Genomic DNA, 21,403 nt, shown 5'->3' with positions numbered 1-21,403 from the left:
CGGAAAGGGACTTCCGGGGAGTGTTGCGTGGGGCCTGCGGCGCCCGTCAGGCCACCGGGGAAGAGGTATCGGCGACAGCGGCGGCGTGCAGCGTCTCGGGCCGCTGTGCGGGCACCAGGTGCGGCCGGCGGGCGGCGGCGACCAGGGCGTCCGCGACGCGCGTGTCCCGGCCCGCCTCGGGGTGCCACTGCACGCCGAGCACGAACTTCTCGTTCGGCGCCTCGACGGCCTCCACGATGCCGTCCCGGGCCCGAGCGCACACCACCAGTCCGTTGCCGAGCCGGTCCACCGCCTGGTGGTGAAAGGTAGGCACCTCGTACGCCTCCACCCCTAGGGACCCGAACAACGTCCCGGGGATCGGCTCCACCACGTGCGCGGCCATGGCTCCGGGCGAACCGGAGTGTTCGCCGTGGCCGACCACGTCCGGCAGGTGTTGGATCAGCGTGCCGCCGAGCACCACGTTGAGCAGCTGCATGCCTCGGCAGATCGCCAGGAGCGGGGTGTTCGACGCGAGGGCCGCCTCGATCAGCGCGATCTCCCACAGGTCGCGCGCATCGTTGTGCGGGCCGCTCCGCGGGTGCGGCTGGGCACCGTAGCGCTGCGGCCGTACATCCGGCCCGCCCGCGATCACCACCGCGTCCAGCCGCTCGACCGTCTCGACCGCCGCGTCGGGCTCGTCCGGCGGCAGCAGGACCGTCAGGGCGCCGGCCCGGCGGAAGTACTCCGGATAGTTGAGCGGGACCAGGGCGGCGGGCTGCTGCCACGCGCCCCAGCGGGCGGATTCCTCGTGGTAGGTGCTGATACCGATCAGGGGCTTGGGCATGGCGGGTGGCTCGGTTCCTCACGGTGTGCGGTGGACGGGTGCCGGGGGTCGGTGGGGTCGGGGTCGGGTGCGGGCGGGTCGCGGGCGGTCGGTACGGGTCGGGGACGGACGGGCGTCGGGGTCAGTCCCGGTCGAGTTCGGCCTCGGCCGCGGCCAGCGCCGCGAACTCCTCCTCCGGCGCGTTGGCCACGAGACGATGCCGGCTGTACAACGCGAAGTACGCGAGCGCGACCGCGTAGACACCCAGCGCGATGAACGCGGCCTCCTTGTCCACCAGGAACGTCGCGACCAGCGCGGAGCAGGCGAGCACGAAGGCCACCGACGAGGTGACACTGCCACCGGGAGTGCGGTACGGCCGGGGCAGATCGGGCTCGCGACGACGGAGCACGATGTGCGAGAGCGACATCAGCGCGTAGGAGATCGTCGCACCGAACACGGCGATATTCAGCATTCGAGCGCCGTCCCCGCTCCAGGCGGCCAGTGTGAAGCCCAGCGCACCCGGAACCACCAGGCCGAGCCAGGGCGCCTTGCGGCGGCTGGTCAGCGACAGGAAGCGAGGCAGGTAGCCCGCCCGGGAGAGGGCGAACAACTGCCGGGATCCGGCATAGATCAGCGAAAAGAACGAGGCTACCAGGCCGGCCAGACCCGCGTAGTTGACGAACCGGCTCAGCGCGGTCGGGTCACCGTCGCCCTGGAGCGCGGTCACCAGCGGGTTGCCCGCGTCCAGGACCGCGTTCGACCCGTGCGCCCCGGTCGCGGCCAGGAAGGTGAGCACGGCCAGCAGCAGCAACACGCCGATCGACAGGCCCATCGCCTTGGGCAGCGTACGGGCGGGATCCTTCGTCTCCTCGGCGGCCAGCGGCACCCCCTCCACGCCCAGGAAGAACCACATCCCGAACGGGAACGCCGACCAGATGCCGAGCAGGCCGAACGGCAGCCACGAGTTGGCGCCGAGCGCGTCGTGGTCGACCGGGATGTCGTTCAGGCCGCCGCCGTCGAACTCGGTGAAGGCGCCGACCGCGAAGATCAGCAGCGCGGCCACGGCGATGCCGGTCACCACGAAGCTGAACCGCAGCGCCTCGCCGACGCCCCACAGGTGGATGCCGATGAAGATCCCGAAGCAGGCGAGGTAGACCGGCCACGACGACTCCAGGCCGAACAGGTTCAGCGACTCCACATAGTCGCCGATGAAGATCACGATCGCGGCCGGGGCCAGCACGTACTCGATCAGGATCGCGGTCCCGGTCAGGAAGCCGCCCCAGGTGCCGAGGGCGCGGCGCGCGAAGCCGTAGCCGCCGCCCGCCGCGGGCAGGATCGAGGCCAGCTCGGCCAGCGAGAACACCATGCACGTGTACATCAGGCCCATCAGCGCGGCGGCGATCGCCAGCCCGCCGAAGCCGGCCTCGGCCAGGCCGTAGTTCCACCCGGAGAAGTCGCCCGAGACCACGTAGGCCACACCCAGGCCGGTCAGCAGCAGCCAACCGGCGCTGCCGCGACGCAGGGTGCGCTTCTCCAGGTAGGTGTCCGCCGTGCCGGCCGCAGCGGTCGTGTCGGTGCCGCCGCCCTGCTTCGTGCGCGCTGGTATGTCGTCGACCACGAGCCACTCCTGACGGGAGGGAGGGTGAGGGGGAGGGGGAATTATTGGTTCGAGCGCATACCATTGCTCGTCGAGTCGGGCCGGCGCAAGACCCCGCAGCGAATCGATATCGACCCGCGAAACGCCCGGCCGGCCCCGGGGGCCGGCGTCACGGGATGCCGCGGTGACGGGTGGAGGGGTGCGGGCGGGGCGTCACCGGCGGCCGGCCGGCGGGCGCTGCCGCGACGCAGGGTGCGCTCTTCCGGGTAGGTGTCCGCTCGTGCCGACGATGCCGGCCGCAGCGGTCGTGTCGGTGCTGCGGCGTCGCGGCGTCGCGGCGTCGCAGGGTGTCTGGTGGGGCGGCGCGGGGGGTGTCCGGGGGTCGAGCCGGCCGGGCGCGGGTGACCATCGACCACGCTGCCCGACCGCCCCCGGCGGGCCGGAGAACCGGCGACCCGGACCGCGTGTCGAGGCCGTCGGCCGCGTTCGTTCGGGCCGCCGGCCGGCTCGGGTCCGGCCTGCCGGTCGGGTCGACGGTCGCCCCGCTGAGCGTTGCCGGAGCGGATTGTCGGCCACCGGCGGGCCGGTTGTGCCGGGTCCTGGGTCAGGCCAGAAAACCGCGCAGCAGGGCCGCCGTTCCCGCGCAGTGTTCGCGCATCACCTCGGCCGCCGCGTCCGGGTCGCCCTCCAGGATCGCCTCGACCAGCGCGGTGTGCTGGTGCTGCGAATGCTCCAGATTGCGCACCAGCAAGGGGATACAGTCCAACAGATCGTTCACGGTGGCCCGGACCGCCGCGTACTGGGCGGCCAGCGAGGGCGAACCGCACAACTCCGCGAGGGTCAGATGCAGCAGCGTGTCGCAGCGCCGATACTCAGCCAGCGGCGCGTCCCGGGTGCGGTCGAGCGCCGCCCGCAACCGCGCGGCCCGCGCCTCGTCCAGGCCCTGCGCCGCGCACAACCCCGCCGCGCCCACCTCCAGCACCTCACGAAAGCGCAGCGTGTCCTCCACGTCCACCCGCGCGATCCGCCGCCGCAACTCCGCCGCCGAGCCGTCGCCCACCGGCCCGGGACGCTCGCGCACGAAGGTGCCGCCGTAGCGTCCCCGCCGGCTCTCCACGATGCCCTGATCCGCCAGCACCTTCAGCACCTCGCGCAGGGTCACCCGGCTGACCCCCAGCCGATCGGCCAACTCGCGCTCGGCCGGCAGTCGGCCCCCGTCCGCGACCAGGCCGAGCCGGATCACCTGGAGAATCTGCTCCAGCGCCTCCTCGAAGCCGTTGCCCGCGCGAACCGGGCGCAGCAGCGGCGACAACCGGTCCCGGTGCTCCGCCCCCGATACCTCGGCCACGATCCCTCCCCTCCAGCTCTTCCCAATCAATGGTTCACGGCCATACCTTATGGCTTCCGGTTGGACCGACAGGAGGCATTCCCTTGGCAGACCGAACGCCCCCGCTGTCCGTCGACGAACTGCGCGCACTCGTCGACACCGGGGAAATCGACACGGTAGTCCTGGCCTTCACCGACATGCAGGGCAGGCTCCAGGGCAAGCGCTTCGCCGCCCGGTTCTTCCTCGACGACACGCTCTCCCACGGCACCGAGGGCTGCAATTACCTCCTCGCCGTGGACACCGACATGAACACCGTCTCGGGCTACGCGATGTCGTCCTGGGAACGCGGCTACGGCGACTTCGTCCTGCGCCCCGACCTCGCCACACTGCGCCGCACCCCCTGGCACCCGGGCACCGCGCAGCTGACCGCGGACCTCCTGTGGCACGACGGCTCCCCGGTCGTGGCCTCGCCGCGGCAGATCCTGCGCCGCCAACTCGACCGGCTCGCCGAACGCGGCTGGACCGCGCACGCCGGCACCGAACTCGAGTTCATCGTCTTCAAGGACACCTACGAAGCCGGCTGGGACCGCGCCTACCGCGGCATGACGCCGGCCAATCAGTACAACGTCGACTACTCGATCCTGGGCACCGGCCGGGTCGAACCGCTGCTGCGCCGCATCCGCAACGAGATGGGCGCGGCCGGGATGACCGTCGAGTCGGCCAAGGGCGAATGCAACCTCGGCCAGCACGAGATCGCCTTCCGCTACGACGAGGCACTGGTCACCTGCGACCAGCACACGGTCTACAAGACCGGTGCCAAGGAGATCGCCGCGCAGGAGGGCATGTCGCTCACCTTCATGGCCAAGTACGACGAGCGCGAGGGCAACTCGTGCCACATCCACCTGTCCCTGCGCGACGAGGCCGGCCGGCCCGTGCTCGCGGACGACGCCGGCACCTACGGCATGTCGAAGACGATGCGGCACTTCCTGGCCGGACAATTGGCCGCGATGCGCGAGTTCACCCTGCTGTACGCCCCCAACATCAACTCGTACAAACGTTTCCGTCCCGGGTCGTTCGCGCCGACCGCGGTCGCCTGGGGCCCGGACAACCGCACGTGCGCGCTGCGGGTGGTCGGACACGGCCACGCGCACCGCTTCGAGAACCGCCTTCCGGGCGGTGACGTCAACCCCTACCTGGCGGTCGCGGGGATGATCGCCGCCGGGCTGTACGGCATCGAGCACGAGTTGGATCCGGGCGAGGCGTGCACGGGCAACGCCTACACGGGCGACGCGCCGCACGTACCGGGCACGTTGCGCGAGGCCGCCGAGTCGTGGGCGGGGTCCACGATCGCCCGGGACGCCTTCGGCGCGGAGGTGGTGGAGCACTACCTCCACATGGCGCGGGTCGAACAGGACGCGTACGACACCGCGGTCACCGACTGGGAGCGCTTCCGCTCCTTCGAACGCATGTGAGGATCGGAACGTTGTCCGAACACCAGGCACCCGACGGCCGATTCGCCGCGAACGGGCCGCACGAGCACGACATCATCGACCCGACCACCGAGGAGGTCGTCACCACCGTCGCGGCGACGCCCCCCGCCGAGGTGGACGCTGCGGTGGCCCGCGCCACCCGGGCCGCGGAACAGTGGGCCGCCCGCGCCCCCGGCGACCGGGCCCGCGTATTGCGCCGGTTCGCCGTCGTGGTGGACGAACACCTGGAGGAACTGGCCCGGTTGGAGGTGCGCGAGGCCGGACACCCGATCGGCAACGCGCGCTGGGAGGCGGGCAACGTCCGCGACCTGCTCGACTACGCCGCGGGCGGGGCCGAGCGGCTGAACGGCCGGCAGATCCCGGTGGCCGGCGGCCTCGACGTCACCTTCCACGAACCGCTCGGCGTGGTCGCGGTGATCGCGCCGTGGAACTTCCCGATGCCGATCGCCGGTTGGGCCCTGGCCCCGGCGCTCGCGGCCGGCAACGCCGTCCTGCTCAAGCCCGCCGAGACCACCCCGCTGACCGCGCTGCGCCTGGCCGAACTGGGCCTGGCGGCGGGGCTTCCGGAGGGACTGTTCCAGGTGCTGCCGGGCGCGGGACCGGTCACCGGTCGGGCCCTGGTGGAGCACCCGGGCGTGGCCAAGGTGGTGTTCACCGGCTCCACGGCCGTGGGCAAGGACATCATGGCCCGCTGCGCCGCCGGGTTGAAGCGGATCACGCTCGAACTCGGCGGGAAGAGTCCGAACATCGTCTTCGCCGACGCGGACGTCGAGGCCGCCGCGGCGGCCGCCCCGGGCGGATTCCTGGACAACACCGGACAGGACTGCTGTGCGCGCACCCGGATCCTGGTGCAGCGTTCGGTGTACGACCGGTTCCTGGAACTGCTCGAACCGGCGGTGCGGGCCTTCCGGGTCGGCGATCCGAACGACCCCGATACGCAGATGGGGCCGCTGATCTCGGCGGCTCACCGCGAGCGGGTGCGCTCGTATGTGCGTGAGGACGCGCCGGCGGTGATCCGCGGCGAGGTACCGGCCGGCAAGGGCTTCTGGTATCCCGCGACGGTGCTCGCCCCGGAGTCCGCGGCGGACCGTACCGCGGTCGAGGAGATCTTCGGTCCGGTGGCCGTCGTGGTGCCGTTCGAGGACGAGGCCGACGCGGTACGCCTCGCCAACGCCACCGCGTACGGCCTGTCCGGATCCCTGTGGACCCGCGACGTCGGACGCGCGTTGCGCGTTTCGCGGTCCGTCCGGGCCGGGAACCTGTCGGTCAACTCGCACAGCAGTGTCCGCTATTCGACCCCCTTCGGCGGGTTCGGGCAATCGGGCCTGGGCCGCGAACTGGGCCCGGACGCGCTGGTCGCCTTCACCGAGACGAAGAACGTGTTCATCAGCACCGAGGAGAACTAAGTGACCGAGCAGACCCCCGTGTGCCGCCGCCTGGTCGGCCGTACCGCCGTCGTCACGGGAGCGGGCAGCGGAATCGGCCTGGCCACCGCCCGGCGCCTGGCCTCCGAGGGCGCCAACGTGGTGTGCGCCGACATCGACGAGGCGTCGGGCAAGGCCGCCGCCGCCGAGGTGGGCGGCCTGTTCGTCCGGGTCGACGTGACGAACGAGGAGCAGGTCGAGGCGCTGTTCAAGGCCGCGTTCGACGCCTACGGCTCGGTGGACGTCGCGTTCAACAACGCCGGCATCTCGCCTCCCGACGACGACTCGATCCTGACCACCGGTCTGGACGCCTGGCGCCGGGTCCAGGAGGTCAACCTGACCTCGGTGTTCCTGTGCTGCAAGGCCGCGTTGCCGTACATGCGCCGGCAGGGCCGGGGTTCGATCATCAACACCGCGTCGTTCGTCGCGGTGATGGGCGCGGCGACCTCGCAGATCTCCTACACCGCGTCCAAGGGCGGCGTGCTCGCGATGTCGCGCGAGTTGGGTGTGCAGTTCGCCCGCGAGGGCATCCGGGTCAACGCGCTGTGCCCGGGACCGGTGAACACGCCGCTGCTGAAGGAGTTGTTCGCCAAGGACCCCGAGCGGGCCGCGCGGCGCCTGGTGCACATCCCGGTGGGCCGGTTCGCCGAGCCCGAGGAACTGGCCGCCGCGGTCGCGTTCCTGGCCAGCGACGACGCGTCGTTCGTGAACGCGGCCGAGTTCCTGGTCGACGGCGGCATCGCGGGGGCGTACGTCACCCCGATGTAGCCCCGGCCACACGCGGGTTCGATCCGCGCACGAGCCCCCGCGGCCGCGATGTCGCCATCGCGCCCGCGGGTCGGCCGCCGCCGACCGTTCGCGCCGTACGCTCATGGTCGGCGGCGGCGTGTCGCACGTCAGCGCCCGATCGTCGCGATCTCCGCGAAGGGCGCGGCGTGGGCGACCGCGAACGCCCGGTCGATCTCGAGGGCCGCGGACCGCAGCGGGCGGGCCGCGCGGTGTGCGTCGAAGGAGCCGACGCGGCCGGTGATGCCGATCATCCCGACCAACTCGCCGTCCGGAGCGTGCAGTCCGGTGGCCACACAGGAGTAGCCGAGCAGACACTGCTCCCGCTCGACCGCGATCCCGGTGTCCCGGACCACGTCGATCGCGGCGTCGAGCCGTGCCCACGAACCGGCGGCGTAGCGGGTGAGCGGAGCCGGCGGGCGGGCGCGCAGGTGCTCGACCAGGTCCGGTCGGCGGGCCATCAGCACCCGGCCGACGGCGGTGTTCGGGAAGGCGGGGCTGTCGATCGGCAGCGGCCAGCCGCCGCGCCGCACGTCCTGGGCCCGGTTGGCGCCGAACGCGGTGCCCACCAGGGTCAGTGCGCTCTCGGTGAACGTATTGATCCAGACGATCTCCCCGGTGCGGGCGAAAAGGTCCTGGACATGCGGGGTGCCGATGCGATGCAGGCCCTGCTGTGCCGCGGCACGCATGCCCAGATCCAGTAATCGGCTGCCGAGCCGATAGCGGTGGCCGCAACGGTCCAGCAATCTGCGGCGGACCAGGTCGTGCGCGATGCGTCGCACGGTCGGTTTGGGAATCGTGGTACGGCGGGTCAGTTCGGCCAGCGAAGCGGGGGTGCGCTGGGCGGCGACCGCGTCGAGTACCGCGATGACACGTCCGGTGACGGTGTGATCGTCCATTGGCCCACTATGACCGCGCTTCGTCGCTGCCGCTCGGGTACCGGGTTCACTCAGTGACCCCTCCGGCCGGCGCCGGAACGCACCGGGCCACACACTGCTTTCGTGGGCCATCGCCGCACGGGTCGGGGCATCGCGGTCGGGGGAGACGCGCGGTCGGGACCCACTCGCGCGGGGGCCGGCGTGCCGCGGACGCGGGCGCCGTGCGCCGTGCGGGGCGGCCGGGTGTCGGGGCCGGTGGTCGAACACGAACTCCCCAGGATGCCAGTCATGTCGGCCTCGGAGGGCTCATGCACCGCACTCGCGCGTTCACCGTCGGTTTTGTTCTGTCGTCGATCCTGGGATTCCTGGAGATGGCGAGCCTGTTGGCGATCGGTGTCGACGACGCCCCGCCGACCTGGGTGCTCGTCGTCGGCTTCGGGCTCGGCTCGATCACCGTGGTCGGCGCGTTCTTCGCGTGGTCCGGCCATCGTCGCGGTCTGCTCGCGGTCGTCGGATCACGCGCGGGATCTCTCGTGTTGGCGGCGCCCGCGTTCTTCCTCACCGAGATGTCCACGGTCGGCGCGGCGTTCGCCGTCGGATCCGATGGTGTGACGATCCTGGCCCTGGCCCTGTTGCTGCCCACGGTGCGCGGTCGGCAGCCGTCGACGGCGTCGCATCGGGGCTGAGCCGCCGCGGGGAAGGGGAGTCCGGCCGGGAACATCATCGTTCGCGTCCGGACTCCCGGGGTCGTCCCGAATGTCGCGCGGCGGGCCTGGTGCGCGGAAGTGCACGGCGCGGATCAGACGCGGTTGCGGCGGTGCAGGCGGACGGCCTTGACCATGGCGACGGCGGCGGCGGTGGACAGCACGGCGCGGATGCCGTTCCAGATGTTCCAGGTGGTTTCGAAGTCGGTGCGGGTCTTGGTGGGGTCGGTGGTGCCGGCGTGGGCGAGCATCTGGTTGAGGGGGACGTTGATGCCGGAGGTGGTCAGGACGGTGGTGGTGTAGAGGGCGAGGGCGGCGAGGGCCCACTTCAGGGCGGTGCCGCCGCCGAGCCTGCGGAGTTTCCAGGCGGCGACGGCGGGGGCGGCCATGGCGGCGGTGAAGACCGCGAAGAACAGCGGGTTCTCGATGCCGGTGTTGATGTCCTGCATGGTGGTCACGAAGTCGGCGTCGCTCTTGGTGCCGAGCCAGGGCATCACGGCCGCGGAGAAGGCGACGTAGGTGCCGGCCATCAGGGTGTTGGTGACGGCGCCGGCGGCCAGCCAGCGGCCGACGCTCTTGCGCGTGCGGGCCGTGGCGGTCGGGGCGGCGGTGAGGGTGCGGTCGATCGCGGCCATGATGAACTCCCGTGTGGTGGTGAGGTGTTGGGCGTCGGGGCGGTGGCTTTCCGCGGTGGTCCGCCGTGCCGTTCCTTCCGACACCTCAAGATTCGCGGGTGCGCCGCTCCCGAACAACGGCCGATCCCGGAACCGGGGTTAACCCAGGGGTTATCGATGCGACGAGGGGCCGGGTCGGCTCGACCACACCCCCGACCGTGGGGCGTGGTCGAACAGGCGCGCCGGCCCTTCGCATGATCGCCGGTGTGGCATCGGACCGGTCCCGGCGCGGCAAGGAGGCGGGGCGGCGCAGGGCGGCCGGCCGCTGAACCGGGACGACTCGGGCATCGGCGCTCCGTGCCCGGTGTGTGCTCAACCCCTCGGCGCGCCCGTGCTGGTGCGGACGACGAGTTCGGGGTGCAGCAGATGACGGGCGGCCCGGGTGCGTTCGCCGCGCAGGCGTTGGAGCAGGGTCTCGGTGGCGAGCCGGCCCATCTCCTCCCTCGGCTGGTTGATCGTGGTCAGCCCGATGTGTCGGAGCCCGGCCAGGTGGGTGTTGTCGTAGCCGATCACCGACACGTCCTGGGGTACCCGGACGCCCGCCTCGGACAGTTCGCCGATGATGCCGACCGCGTTGAAGTCGTTGGCCGCGACGATCGCGGTCGGAAGCGCGTCGCCGGCCAGGAGGACGCGGGCGGCCTCGGCGCCGCCGATGTCGGTGTACTCGCTCGGCACCACGCGCAGGTGGCGGGCCAACGCCAGTCGCCGCATCGCCTGTTCGTAGCCCCGACGGCGGACCGACGACTGCGAGCCGCCACCGCCGTCCACGTGCACGATGTCGCGGTGGCCGAGCGCGGCCAGGTGCTCGACGGCCAGCGCCGATCCGGTGGCACCGTCGTCGTTGACCGTGTCCACGTGTCCCGCCCGGACGCTGCGGGCGACCAGGACGGTGGGCACCTGGGAGGCGGCCTCCTCGATCGCCGCGGTCTCCACCACGGGGCCGAGCAGGAGCAGGCCGGCCGGGCGGAACTGGAGCAGGCGCTCGACGCTGCGGCGCTCGTGCGCGGGTCGGCGCCCACCGGTGCCCAGGATGATCTCCATGCCGTTGTCGTGCGCGGCGGCCTCGACGCCGTCGACCACCTCGGCGAAGTACGGGTTGTGCAGATCGGAGATCATCACGCCGAGCGTGCTGCTGTTGCCGGTGGCCAGCGTGCGGGCGTTGAGGTTGGGGCGGTAGCCCAACTCGCGGGCGGCGGCGAGCACGGCTCGGCGCCGGCCCTCGCTGACCTTGGGCGAGTCGCGCATCACCAACGACACGAGGGAGCGGGAGACCCCGGCGCGGGCGGCGACGTCCTCGAGGGTGGGACCGGACACTGATGCTCACCTTTCTCCCGAATGCGGCGTTGTCGACCCGACGGCGCGCCGCCGGCCGGCTCGGTGGCATCGACCCGTGCCGACGACTCGACGACACCGACGTCACGGTGCAGGCGCGACCCGCACAACCGCGCCCCGTCCACCCGGCGTCCGAACCTCGGCGCCGTGATCCCCACGATCCCCGCGGCCGGACCCCGGCCACACCGGGACCCCGACCGACAACCTGAACCGAAGATACACGCTAGGAGTGTTTGGAGCGCTCCAACGCGTGGAGCGCTCACGCCGATCCGGCCCGAGCCGCCGCGACCGACCCGGCGAATGGCTGTAATGCCCACTGATCCGGGTGTGTCGACGACGTTCGGCCAGCGAGGCGCGTGACCCTTGACATGCTCGGACGGCGAGTATCAGTCTTGGGGCGTTCTCGGATTGGAGCGCTCCAAAGGGCGGAGCGCGTCAACGCACGGAGCGCTCCGTCGGGCGGATCCGGGGAGGCTCCTCGATCGGCTCGACTGCCAAGTTGCACCAGCCCACTGGAGAAATGAATCTGATGCGTATCGGAGTCGCAGGCGTGGGGCGGATCGGCGCGATGCACGCGCGCAACCTCACCGACCTGGAGACGGTCGACAAACTCGTCCTGTTCGATCCCCAACCGGGGCGCGCGGACGCCGTCGCCCGCGAGATCGGCGCCGAGGCGGTCGCCGACCTCGACACCCTGCTCCGCGAGGTGGACGGGGTCGTGGTGGCCACGCCCACCGACACCCACCCGGAGATGGTGCGGCGCACCGTCGCCGCCGGCGTGCCGACGCTGTGCGAGAAGCCGATCGCGTCGGACGTGCCGGCGATGCGCGCGCTGATCGCCGAGGTGGAGGCGAGCGGGGTGCCGGTACTGGTCGGCTTCCAGCGCCGGTTCGACCCGGCGGTGGTCGAGCTGAAGCGGCGCCTCGACGCGGGTGAGACGGGTACGCCCTACCTGGTCCGCGCGGTCGGTCAGGATGCCGCGCCGCCAGACTTCGGCTACCTGCCCGCGTCCGGCGGGATCTTCCGCGACCTGCTGATCCACGACCTGGACGCGGTGCCGTGGCTGATCGGCGAACCCGTGGTCGAGGTGTACGCCAGTGGGTCGGTGCTGGTCGACCAGGCGTTCGCGGACGCCGACGACGTGGACAACGCGGTCGTCCTGCTGCGCTTCGCCGGCGGGGCGCACGCGGTGCTCACCGGCGGGCGGCACGACCCGGCGGGATACGACCACCGCATCGAGGTACTGGGTTCGGCCCAGTCGCTCGCGGTGGGCCTGGACCCGCGCACCCCGCTGACCTCCCTGGAGGAGGACGGGCCGCAGGCCGGGCCGGACGCCTATCCGGGCTTCCCGGAGCGCTTCGCCCGGGCGTACGGCAACGAGATGCGGGTGTTCGTCGAGGTGGTCGCCGGGCGGATGGCCAACCCGTCGCCGGTGCGCGACTCGCTGGGCAGCCTGATCCTGGCCGAGGCCTGCGAGCGGTCGCGGCGCGAGGGGCGCCCGGTGGTTCCGGACCTGCCGGCCGTCGACCCGGCGGTGTCGGCGGTCGGCGAGGCGGCGTCGTGAGCGCCCCGGCGGGAGCCGACCTGCGGCTCGCGGGCGCGCCGATCACGTGGGGCGTGTGCGAGGTGCCCGGCTGGGGCCCGATGCTCCCGGTGGACACCGTGCTCGGCGAGATGGCCGACCTCGGCCTGACCGCCACCGAACTGGGCCCGCCCGGCTACCTGCCGGACGATCCCGCCGCGCTCGAGGGCGTGTTGGCCGGCCACGGGTTGGCCCTGGTCGGCTCCTTCGCCGCCCTGGTCCTGCACGACCCGCACCGCCTGGCGCAGACGCTGGCCGCCGCCGCACACACCGTCGAACTGATCGCCGCGGCCGGCGGCGAGGTACTGGTGCTGGCCGCCGCCACCGGCCTGGACGGCTACGACACCCGACCGGAGTTGTCCGACGCGCAGTGGGGGCAACTGATCGCCACCGCCGAGGAGATCGCCCGGATCGCGGCCGACCGCGGCCTGCGCGCCACGCTGCACCCGCATGTCGGCACCCACGTGGAGAACGCGGCCGAGGTCGAACGTTTCCTCCGGGACAGCACCCTGGCGCTGTGCCTGGACACCGGCCACCTGCTGATCGGCGGCACCGACCCGCTCGACCTGGTCCGCCGCCACCCCGATCGGATCGGGCACGTGCACCTGAAGGACGTACACGCGGACACCGCCGCGCTGGTGCGGTCCGGCGCGCTGAGCTACGCCGAGGCGGTCGGACGCGGCATATACCGCCCGCTCGGCGAGGGCGACGTCCCGGTGGCCGAGATAGTGGCGACGCTGCGCGCGGCGGGCTATCGGAACTGGTACGTCCTCGAACAGGACACGCGTCTCGGCGACGACCCGGCCGACGCGGACCTGCCGCGCCGGGACACCGCGCGCGGCCTGGCCCACCTGCGCGGCAACTGACCGTTGGGCGCCGGGTGCGGCGCGGCGGGCGGGTTCGGTCGCCCGGTCGGGGTACGACACACCTACCGGGCCGGGCGCCCGGTACGCCGCGCACGCCGAGCCGCCACGTACCCGAGCCGCACCCGATCCCCACCCCTCACCTCATCACCTCCCCGAACGTCCCGAACGTCCTGACGAGGAGTATTCGATGCCCCGACGTTCCCTCGGATTCGCCGCAGCCCTCGGCATGTCCGCGCTCGTCCTCGCCGCCTGCAGCAGTCCCTCCGGTTCGGACCCGGACACCGAGAACACCGCGAACAGCGCCCCGACGGTCGCGGCCAAGGGCAACAACACGGTGGCCGTGATCACCCACGGCTCGGCCGGTGACGCGTTCTGGAGCGTCGTACAGAACGGCGCGCAGGACGCCGGCAAGAAGCTGGGCGTCGACGTCCAGTACCAGGGCAACGGCGACCCGGCCGGCCAGGCCCGGTTGATCGACAACGCGGTCACCCAGGGGGTGGGCGGGATCGTGGTCTCGATGGCCAACCCGGACGCGCTGGCCAACTCGATCAAGGCGGCCACCGCCAAGGGCATCCCGGTGATCACCATCAACTCGGGGCAGAGCAGATCCGCCGAGTTCGGCGCGATCGCGCATGTCGGCCAGGACGAGTCGATCGCCGGCGAGGCGGCCGGCGCAAAGCTCAAGCAGGCGGGCCGGACCAAGATGTTGTGCGTCATCCACGAGGCGGGCAACATCGGCCTGAACCAGAGATGCGACGGCGCCAAGGCCGGCTTCGGCGGCGCGACGCAGACCCTCCAGGTCGACATCGCCAACCCCACCGACACCCAGGCCCGGATCCGCGGCGCACTCCAGTCCGACTCCTCGATCGACGCCGTGCTCGCGCTCAACCCGCAGGTCGCCGCGGTCACCGTCGGTGCGGTCGGCGACGCGAACTCCAAGGCGCAGATCGCCACGTTCGACCTCAACGCCGACGTGGTCACCGCGATCAAGGGCGGCAAGATCATCTTCGCGGTGGACCAGCAGCAATACCTCCAGGGCTACCTGCCCGTGACGATGATCAAGCTGTATCGGGACAACGCCAACACCGTCGGCGGCGGCAAGCCGGTCCTGACCGGCCCCGGATTCGTCGACAAGAACAACGTCGACGCGGTGGCCGGATACGCGCAGCGGGGGACGAGATGACCACGACTCCACCGCCGAAGCCCGCGCCCACCCCTTCGCCCACCCCCGCGCCGCCCGCACAGACCGGCGGCGGCGCCGGCACCGAGGCGCCCGGACCCGCGCGCGCCGGCGACGAGCGGGTGTCGCCGGGGGGTCTGGCCCACCGACTGCTCGTGCGGCCGGAGTTGGGTTCGCTGATCGGCGCCGTGCTGGTCATGGTGTTCTTCTCGGTCGTCGCCGACGGCTTCTTCACCGCCGCCGGCGCGGCGACCTGGCTGGACGACTCGGCCACTTTGGGGATCATGGCGGTCGCCGTCGCCCTGCTGATGATCGGCGGCGAATTCGACCTGTCCGCCGGGGTGATGACCGCCTCGACCGCGCTGATCACCGCCATGCTCGCCACCCGCGCGGGCTGGTCCGTCTGGCCGGCGCTCGCGGTGTCCCTGCTCTTCGCCCTCGCCGTCGGCGCCCTGAACGGCTGGCTGGTGGTGCGTACCGGACTGCCCAGCTTCATCATCACGCTCGGCACGTTCCTGGCCCTCCAGGGCCTCAACCTCGGGGTCACCCGGCATGTGACGAACAGCGTCCAGGTCAGCGGGATGCGGGCCACCGACGGCTACGAGTCGGCCGGGCGGTTCTTCGCCTCGACGATGGCCGTGGCCGGCACCGAGATCCAGGTCTCCGTGTTGTGGTGGCTGCTGTTGGCCGCGCTGGCCACGTGGGTGCTGGCCCGGACCCGATTCGGCAACTGGATCTACGCCGTCGGCGGCGCTCCGGTGAGCGCGCGCAATGTCGGCGTCCCGGTGGACCGGACCAAGATCGTGCTGTTCATGACCACCGCCGCGGCCGGCTGGCTGGTCGGCTCGATCAACATCCTGCGCTACACCTCGGTCCAGGCCAATCAGGGCATCGGGCTCGAATTCCAGTACATCATCGCGGCGGTGATCGGTGGATGCCTGCTCACCGGCGGCTACGGGTCGGCGATCGGCGCCGCCCTGGGCGCGTTGATCTTCGGCATGGCCCGGCAGGGCATCGTGTACGCGAAGTGGAACAGCGACTGGTTCCAGCTCTTCCTCGGCGTGATGCTGCTCGCCGCCGTGCTGGTCAACAACTCCTTCCGACGCCGCGCGGAAAGGCCCCGCCGATGACGAACACCACTCCCGAACCCCGGCCGACCGGCGCCGGACCGGACGCCTGCGCCCGGCCCGGTGCGGGTGCCACCCGAGCCGGCGCCCGGGCCGGGCACCTGCTCGAACTGCGCGGTGTGGGAAAGCGGTTCGGCAATGTGATCGCACTCGACGACGTGTCCACCTCGGTCGACGCCGGCGAGGTGACGTGTGTCCTGGGGGACAACGGCGCGGGCAAGTCGACGTTCATCAAGATCCTGGCCGGCGTACACGGCAACGACAGCGGCGAATACCTCGTCGAGGGCGCGCCGGTGCGCTTCCACTCGCCCCGCCAGGCGCTGGACCGGGGGATCGCCACGGTCTACCAGGACCTGGCCGTGGTGCCGTTGATGAGCGTGTGGCGCAACTTCTTCCTCGGCTCCGAACCCCGAAAGGGACGTGGGCCGTTCGCCCGGCTCGACATCGCGCGGGCGCGCGACACCGCACGCCGGGCGCTGCTCGACATGGGCATCGACCTGCGGGACGTGGAGCAGCCGGTGGGTACGCTCTCCGGCGGCGAACGGCAGTGTGTGGCGATCGCCCGGGCCGTGCACTTCGGCGCCAAGGTGCTGATCCTGGACGAGCCCACCGCCGCGCTCGGCGTCAAGCAGGCCGGAACGGTGCTGCGCTACATCGCCCGGGCGCGCGATCGTGGTTTGGGCGTCGTGTTCATCACGCACAACCCCCATCACGCGCACCCGGTCGGGGATCGATTCCTCCTGCTCAACCGCGGGCGCAGCCAGGGCAGTTACACCAAGGACGAGATCACCCTGGCCGAACTCACCCGGCAGATGGCGGGCGGCGCCGAACTGGAAGCGCTGGCCCACGAGTTGCATTCGGGGGCCAAGGCATGACGGGTGCGGGCATGACCGGGCCCACGGCGGAGCCGGAGCGCGGCGGGCCTTTCACCGGAGAGCCCGAGGTGCTGACCGTCGGACGGGTAGGGGTGGACCTGTACCCGCAGCAGAGCGGGGTCCCGCTCGACCGGGTCGAGACCTTCGCCCGGTTCCTGGGCGGCACCGCGACCAACGTGGCGGTCGCCGCGGCCCGGCTCGGCCGTCGATCGGCGGTGTTGACCAAGGTCGGCGCGGATCCGTTCGGCACCTTCGTCCGCGACGCGCTGACCGGGTTCGGTGTCGATCCCGCCTGGGTGTCCACGCACGAACGGCTGTTGACCCCGGTGGTGTTCTGCGCGCTCGATCCGCCGGAGGATCCGCCGCTGCTGTTCTACCGGCTGCCGACCGCGCCCGATCTCACGCTCACCGACGCGGACGTGCCGTGGGATCTGGTTCGCCGGGTCCCGGTGTTGTGGGTGACCGGGACCGGCGCCAGCGTGGAGACCTCACGCGGCACACACCTGCGGATGCTGGCCGCGCGCGGTCGGCGCGAGCACACCGTGCTCGACCTCGACTATCGGCCGATGTTCTGGCCGGACCGGGACACCGCCTCGCGGCACATCGGCGCGCTCGTCGACGAGGCCACCGTGGTGGTGGGCAATCGGGCCGAGGTGGAGATCGCGGTCGGCACGGCCGATCCGGACGAGGCCGCGCGGCGGTTGCTGGCTCGGGGGGTGCGGCTGGCCCTGGTCAAGAAGGGCGCCGAGGGTGTCCTGGTGGCCACCGCCGAGGGCAGCCACACGGTGGCGCCGCGCCGGGTCGAGGTGGTGTGCGGGCTCGGTGCGGGCGACGCGTTCGGGGGCGCGCTCGTGCACGGTCTGCTGTCCGGGTGGGATCCGGTGCGGATCGCCGAATGCGCCAACGCCGCCGGGGCGCTGGTGGCGGGGCGGCTCGCGTGCGCGGACGCGATGCCGACGCCGGCGGAGATAGCGGAACTGCTGACCGCACATCAAGCGAATGCGAACCACCCGATCGTGAACCACCCGATGTTGGAGACCCGAACGTGATCAGCGACCACGACTGGAACACCCTGCTCGCGACCCGGGCGCACCGGCCCGACGCGGTTCTCGCCGCGTACGACGAGCGCCGTCGCCGACCGAACCTGCTCTCCCCGCACGGCACGCTCTTCCTGGTCGCCGCCGACCACCCCGGACGCGGCTCGCTGGGGGTGGGCGGCGACGCGCTCGCCATGGCCGACCGGCGCGACCTCCTGGACCGTCTGGTCACCGCCCTGGAACACCCCGACGTGGACGGTGTGTTGGGCACACCCGACGTGATCGAGGAACTGCTGCTCCTGGGCGTCCTCGAGGACAAGGTGGTGATCGGGTCGATGAACCGGGGCGGCCTGGCCGGCGCGTCCTGGGAGATCGACGACCGGTTCACCGGATACGACGCCGAGGCCATCGACCGCTACCGGCTCGACGGCGGCAAGATGTTGCTGCGCATCGTGGACGCCGACGCCGGCACGATACCCACCCTGGAGGGCTGCGCACGAGCGGTGAGCGAGCTGGCCGGCCGGGGGATCCGGGCGATGATCGAACCGCTGCCGTATCGGCGCGACACGTCCGGGCGGCTGGTCCTGGACCGCTCGACCGAGGCCAACGTGCGGGCGGTGACGGTCGCCTCCGCGCTGGGCACGACCTCGGCCTACACCTGGCTGAAGCTGCCCGCGACCGACGAGCCGGACAAGGTGGCCGGCGCCACGACCCTGCCGACCGTGGTGCTGGGCGGGGTGCCGTCCGCCGATCCGCGGGCCGACCTGTCCTCGTGGGGCCGGGCGCTCGCGCAACCGGCGGTGCGCGGCCTGGTGGTGGGCCGGGCGCTGCTGTATCCGGCCGACGGGGACGTGCGCGGCGCGGTGGACGCCGCCGCGCGGGTCCTGCGCGCGGCCAATCCGCGCGCGGCGGAGGTGATCGTATGAGCGATCCGCGACTGTTCCACCCCTGGGGCACGGCGGGCGGGGCCGACGACCCGCTGCTGATCACGCCCGAACTGGCGGGCTGGCGCTACAGCGGCCTGCGGGTGATCCACCTGCCGCCGGGCGGCCGGCGGGTGCTGGCCACCGGGGACCACGAGGTCGCGGTGATCCCGCTGGCCGGCGGTCTGACCGTGGAGACCGAGGGTCGCAGGTTCGAACTGGCCGGTCGCGAGTCGGTGTTCACCGCCGTGCCGGACTTCGCGTACGTCCCGCGCGACGCGGAATTGCGGCTGAGCGCGGCGCACGGGTGCGAGGTGGCGTTGGCGTCGGCGCGGGCGACCCGGCGGCTGGATCCCGCGTACGGGCCGGCCGCCGGCGTGCCGGTCGAGGTGCGCGGCGCCGGTCGGGCCACCCGGCAGGCGAACAACCTGCTCACGCCCGACGCGTTCGACGCGGACAAGCTGGTGGTCTGCGAGATCCTGACCCCGGACGGCAACTGGTCGTCCTTCCCGCCGCACAAGCACGACGAGGCGAGCGCGCACGAGGTCGTCAACGAGGAGATCTACTTCTTCCGGGTGGCCGGCCGGGACGGACGCACCCCCGACCGGGAGGGTTTCGGGCTGCACCGCACGTACACCGCCGACGGCTCGATCGACGAGACCGTGACGGTGCGCGACGGTGACGTCTTCCTGGTCCCGCGCGGCTACCACGGCCCGTGCGTGGCCACTCCGGGACACCACCTCTACTACCTGAACGTGATGGCCGGACCCGCCGCCGAACGCGCGATGCTCGCCTGCGACGACCCCGCCCACCACTGGGTACGGGACAGCTGGGCCGGACAGCCGGTCGACCCGCGCTGCCCGCTCACCTCGCCGCCCGCCCCCGACGGAGGAATCCGATGACTTCGACGACTTCGACGAGGACGGCCGGTGCCACCGTGCGGCTGACCACCGCCCAGGCTCTCGTCCGCTGGCTGATCGCCCAGGGGAGCGAACTCGTCGACGGTCGCCGAGTGCCGCTGTTCCCGGGTGTGTTCGCCATCTTCGGCCACGGCAACGTGCTGGGCCTCGGCGACGCGCTGCACGAGGCGGGCGGGCAACTCCCGGTGTGGCGCGGCCAGAACGAACAGGGCATGGCGCTCGCGGCGGTCGGCTACGCGCGGGCGACGCAGCGCCGACAGGTGATGATCGCGACCTCCTCGATCGGGCCCGGCGCGCTGAACATGGTCACCGCGGCGGGTGTGGCGCACGCCAATCGGCTGCCGTTGCTGCTCCTGGTCGGGGACACCTTCGCGAGCCGGGCGCCGGACCCGGTACTGCAACAGGTCGAGCACTTCCACGACCCGAGCGGCACGGTCAACGACGCGTTCCGCTCGGTCAGTCGCTACTGGGACCGGATCACCCGGCCGGAGCAGTTGATCGCCACGCTGCCGCAGGTGGCCCGGGCGCTCACGGACCCCGCCGACTGCGGGCCGGTCACACTGGCGCTGCCGCAGGACGTGCAGGCGCAGGCGTACGACTTCCCGCTCGCGATGTTCGCGCCCCGGCTGCACCGGCCGGTACGCCCGCGGCCGGATCTGGCCGAACTGGCGGACGCGGCGGCACTGCTGCGGGCCGCCGCCCGGCCGTTGCTGGTGGTGGGCGGCGGGGTGCGGTACGCGGACGCGGCGGCGGAGGTGCTGGCGCTCGCCGAGGCGTACGGTGTCCCGTTCGCCGAGACGGTCGCGGGGCGCACCCTGCTGCCGCACGAACACCCGCTGCACGCCGGGCCGTTGGGCATCACCGGATCCGCCTCGGCGAACGCGCTCGCGGCCGACGCGGATCTGATCCTGGCCGTGGGCACCCGACTCCAGGACTTCACCACCGCGTCCTGGACGGTCTTCGCCGCCGACGCGCGCCTGGTGTCGATCAACGCGGCCCGGTTCGACGCGGTCAAGCGCGGAGCGACGCCGGTGACGGGAGACGCGCGCGAGGCGCTGCGCGAACTGACCCCGCTGCTGGGCGACTGGCGCCCGGACCCGGCCTGGACCGCGCGCGCCGCGAGCGAACGCCGGGCCTGGGACGACACGATCGACGCACTGCGCGCGCCGGGCGACCCGGCGGAACCGCCGACGTACGCGCAGGTCGTGGGCGTGGTCAACCGGTTGGCCGGGCCTGCGGACTACGTGCTCACCGCCGCCGGTGGGCTGCCGGGCGAACTGGTGGGCGGCTGGCGGTCGGTGGGGCCCGTCGGGGCGCCGACGATGGACGTCGAGTACGGGTTCTCCTGCATGGGCTACGAGATCGCCGGCGCGTGGGGTGCGGCGATGGCGCGGCCCGAGGGGGTGGTCACCACGCTCCTGGGCGACGGCTCGTACCTGATGCTCAACTCCGAGGTGTACTCGGCGGTGTTGTCCGGACACCGGTTCGTCGCGGTGGTCTGCGACAACGGCGGCTACGCGGTGATCGCGCGGCTGCAGGAGGGGCAGGGGGCGGCGCCGTTCAACAACATGATCACCGACTGCCGGGGACCGGGCGCCGCGGCCGACCACCGGGTCGATTTCGCCGCGCACGCCGCCGCGTTGGGCGCCGAGGTGTTCACCGCCGACACGGTGGCCGACCTGGAGAAGGCCTACGCGGCGGCTCGGGCGTCGCGGCGGCCGTCCGTGGTGGTGGTGCGGACCAGCCCGAACCACTGGACCGAATCGGGCGCGTGGTGGGAGGTCGGCGTCCCCGAACTCTCCGCGCGCCCGGAAGTGACGGCGGCCCGCCGGCGCATGGACGAGGCGAGAGCGGAACGCGCGGCCCGAAACTGACCGGG

The 21,403-nt window shown here is 72.4% G+C and carries 19 protein-coding genes; 13 read left to right on the top strand and 6 right to left on the bottom strand.

Annotation, left to right across the window (positions count from 1 at the left end):
- Positions 1-46: 46 nt before the first annotated feature.
- From B4N89_RS39820 to B4N89_RS39810, 3 genes are all read right to left on the bottom strand, one after another.
- Complete coding sequence (locus B4N89_RS39820) at positions 47-823, bottom strand: gamma-glutamyl-gamma-aminobutyrate hydrolase family protein (protein WP_078981404.1); 777 nt, start codon at positions 821-823, stop codon at positions 47-49.
- Positions 824-944: 121 nt separating this feature from the next.
- Positions 945-2,408, bottom strand: a complete 1,464-nt coding sequence (eat, locus tag B4N89_RS39815) for an ethanolamine permease (RefSeq protein ID WP_078981631.1) — start codon at positions 2,406-2,408, stop codon at positions 945-947.
- A gap of 595 nt (positions 2,409-3,003) precedes the next feature.
- On the bottom strand, positions 3,004-3,747 hold the full coding sequence (locus tag B4N89_RS39810; RefSeq protein WP_078981403.1) for a FadR/GntR family transcriptional regulator: 744 nt from the start codon (positions 3,745-3,747) through the stop codon (positions 3,004-3,006).
- 83 nt (positions 3,748-3,830) lie between these two features.
- Between B4N89_RS39810 and B4N89_RS39805 the strand changes: the two genes are divergently transcribed.
- The 3 genes from B4N89_RS39805 to B4N89_RS39795 all read left to right on the top strand — a co-directional run bounded on the left by B4N89_RS39805 (position 3,831) and on the right by B4N89_RS39795 (position 7,408).
- The gene (locus B4N89_RS39805) at positions 3,831-5,198 is read left to right on the top strand and encodes a glutamine synthetase family protein (RefSeq protein WP_078981402.1); all 1,368 of its coding nucleotides are present in this window, start codon (positions 3,831-3,833) and stop codon (positions 5,196-5,198) included.
- Between the two features lie 71 nt (positions 5,199-5,269).
- Positions 5,270-6,622, top strand: coding sequence for an aldehyde dehydrogenase family protein (locus B4N89_RS39800; RefSeq protein ID WP_414646468.1), 1,353 nt, complete (start codon positions 5,270-5,272; stop codon positions 6,620-6,622).
- Positions 6,623-7,408, top strand: a complete 786-nt coding sequence (locus B4N89_RS39795; protein ID WP_078981401.1) for a 3-oxoacyl-ACP reductase — start codon at positions 6,623-6,625, stop codon at positions 7,406-7,408. It abuts the gene before it with no gap.
- 128 nt (positions 7,409-7,536) lie between these two features.
- On the opposite strand, the gene B4N89_RS39790 is transcribed toward B4N89_RS39795, so the two are convergent.
- Positions 7,537-8,325 carry an IclR family transcriptional regulator gene (locus tag B4N89_RS39790; RefSeq protein ID WP_161500973.1) on the bottom strand — a complete coding sequence of 263 codons (789 nt, stop codon included), beginning with the start codon at positions 8,323-8,325 and terminating at the stop codon, positions 7,537-7,539.
- 287 nt (positions 8,326-8,612) lie between these two features.
- Here B4N89_RS39790 and B4N89_RS39785 point away from each other — a divergent pair, with 287 nt between their 5' ends.
- Positions 8,613-8,990, top strand: coding sequence for a hypothetical protein (locus B4N89_RS39785; RefSeq protein ID WP_078981399.1), 378 nt, complete (start codon positions 8,613-8,615; stop codon positions 8,988-8,990).
- 113 nt (positions 8,991-9,103) lie between these two features.
- Here the strand turns inward: B4N89_RS39785 and B4N89_RS39780 are convergent, their stop codons facing one another.
- Both B4N89_RS39780 and B4N89_RS39775 read right to left on the bottom strand, forming a co-directional pair.
- Positions 9,104-9,643 (bottom strand): anthrone oxygenase family protein, encoded by a 540-nt coding sequence (locus tag B4N89_RS39780; protein WP_143658248.1) that lies wholly within the window; start codon positions 9,641-9,643, stop codon positions 9,104-9,106.
- Between the two features lie 351 nt (positions 9,644-9,994).
- Positions 9,995-10,996 (bottom strand): LacI family DNA-binding transcriptional regulator, encoded by a 1,002-nt coding sequence (locus B4N89_RS39775; protein WP_078981397.1) that lies wholly within the window; start codon positions 10,994-10,996, stop codon positions 9,995-9,997.
- Positions 10,997-11,513: 517 nt separating this feature from the next.
- Here B4N89_RS39775 and B4N89_RS39770 point away from each other — a divergent pair.
- From B4N89_RS39770 to iolD, 9 genes are all read left to right on the top strand, one after another.
- Positions 11,514-12,578: a Gfo/Idh/MocA family protein gene (locus tag B4N89_RS39770; protein WP_268812582.1), complete on the top strand. Its 1,065-nt coding sequence runs from the start codon at positions 11,514-11,516 to the stop codon at positions 12,576-12,578.
- Positions 12,575-13,462 carry a TIM barrel protein gene (locus B4N89_RS39765; protein ID WP_078981396.1) on the top strand — a complete coding sequence of 296 codons (888 nt, stop codon included), beginning with the start codon at positions 12,575-12,577 and terminating at the stop codon, positions 13,460-13,462. The genes B4N89_RS39770 and B4N89_RS39765 overlap by 4 nt, the downstream gene beginning before the upstream one ends.
- 187 nt (positions 13,463-13,649) lie before the next feature.
- Complete coding sequence (locus tag B4N89_RS39760) at positions 13,650-14,645, top strand: sugar ABC transporter substrate-binding protein (RefSeq protein WP_078981395.1); 996 nt, start codon at positions 13,650-13,652, stop codon at positions 14,643-14,645.
- Positions 14,642-15,772 (top strand): ABC transporter permease, encoded by a 1,131-nt coding sequence (locus B4N89_RS39755; protein WP_235619231.1) that lies wholly within the window; start codon positions 14,642-14,644, stop codon positions 15,770-15,772. The genes B4N89_RS39760 and B4N89_RS39755 overlap by 4 nt, the downstream gene beginning before the upstream one ends.
- A complete protein-coding gene (locus tag B4N89_RS39750) occupies positions 15,769-16,644 on the top strand; it encodes an ATP-binding cassette domain-containing protein (protein WP_078981394.1) in 876 nt (291 codons plus the stop codon). Before B4N89_RS39755 ends, B4N89_RS39750 begins: the two co-directional genes overlap by 4 nt.
- Before the next feature lie 11 nt (positions 16,645-16,655).
- Positions 16,656-17,693 carry a 5-dehydro-2-deoxygluconokinase gene (gene iolC, locus B4N89_RS39745; RefSeq protein ID WP_078981393.1) on the top strand — a complete coding sequence of 346 codons (1,038 nt, stop codon included), beginning with the start codon at positions 16,656-16,658 and terminating at the stop codon, positions 17,691-17,693.
- Positions 17,690-18,607, top strand: coding sequence for a Cgl0159 family (beta/alpha)8-fold protein (locus B4N89_RS39740; RefSeq protein WP_078981392.1), 918 nt, complete (start codon positions 17,690-17,692; stop codon positions 18,605-18,607). The genes iolC and B4N89_RS39740 overlap by 4 nt, the downstream gene beginning before the upstream one ends.
- The gene (gene iolB, locus B4N89_RS39735; RefSeq protein WP_078981391.1) at positions 18,604-19,506 is read left to right on the top strand and encodes a 5-deoxy-glucuronate isomerase; all 903 of its coding nucleotides are present in this window, start codon (positions 18,604-18,606) and stop codon (positions 19,504-19,506) included. The genes B4N89_RS39740 and iolB overlap by 4 nt, the downstream gene beginning before the upstream one ends.
- Positions 19,503-21,398: a 3D-(3,5/4)-trihydroxycyclohexane-1,2-dione acylhydrolase (decyclizing) gene (gene iolD / locus B4N89_RS39730; protein WP_078981390.1), complete on the top strand. Its 1,896-nt coding sequence runs from the start codon at positions 19,503-19,505 to the stop codon at positions 21,396-21,398. Before iolB ends, iolD begins: the two co-directional genes overlap by 4 nt.
- Positions 21,399-21,403: the final 5 nt, after the last annotated feature.

This window comes from Embleya scabrispora, from assembly GCF_002024165.1.
Classification (GTDB): domain Bacteria; phylum Actinomycetota; class Actinomycetes; order Streptomycetales; family Streptomycetaceae; genus Embleya; species Embleya scabrispora_A.
Note: the sequence above shows the minus strand (reverse complement) of the source record. Positions and strands in the feature narration are given on the sequence as shown.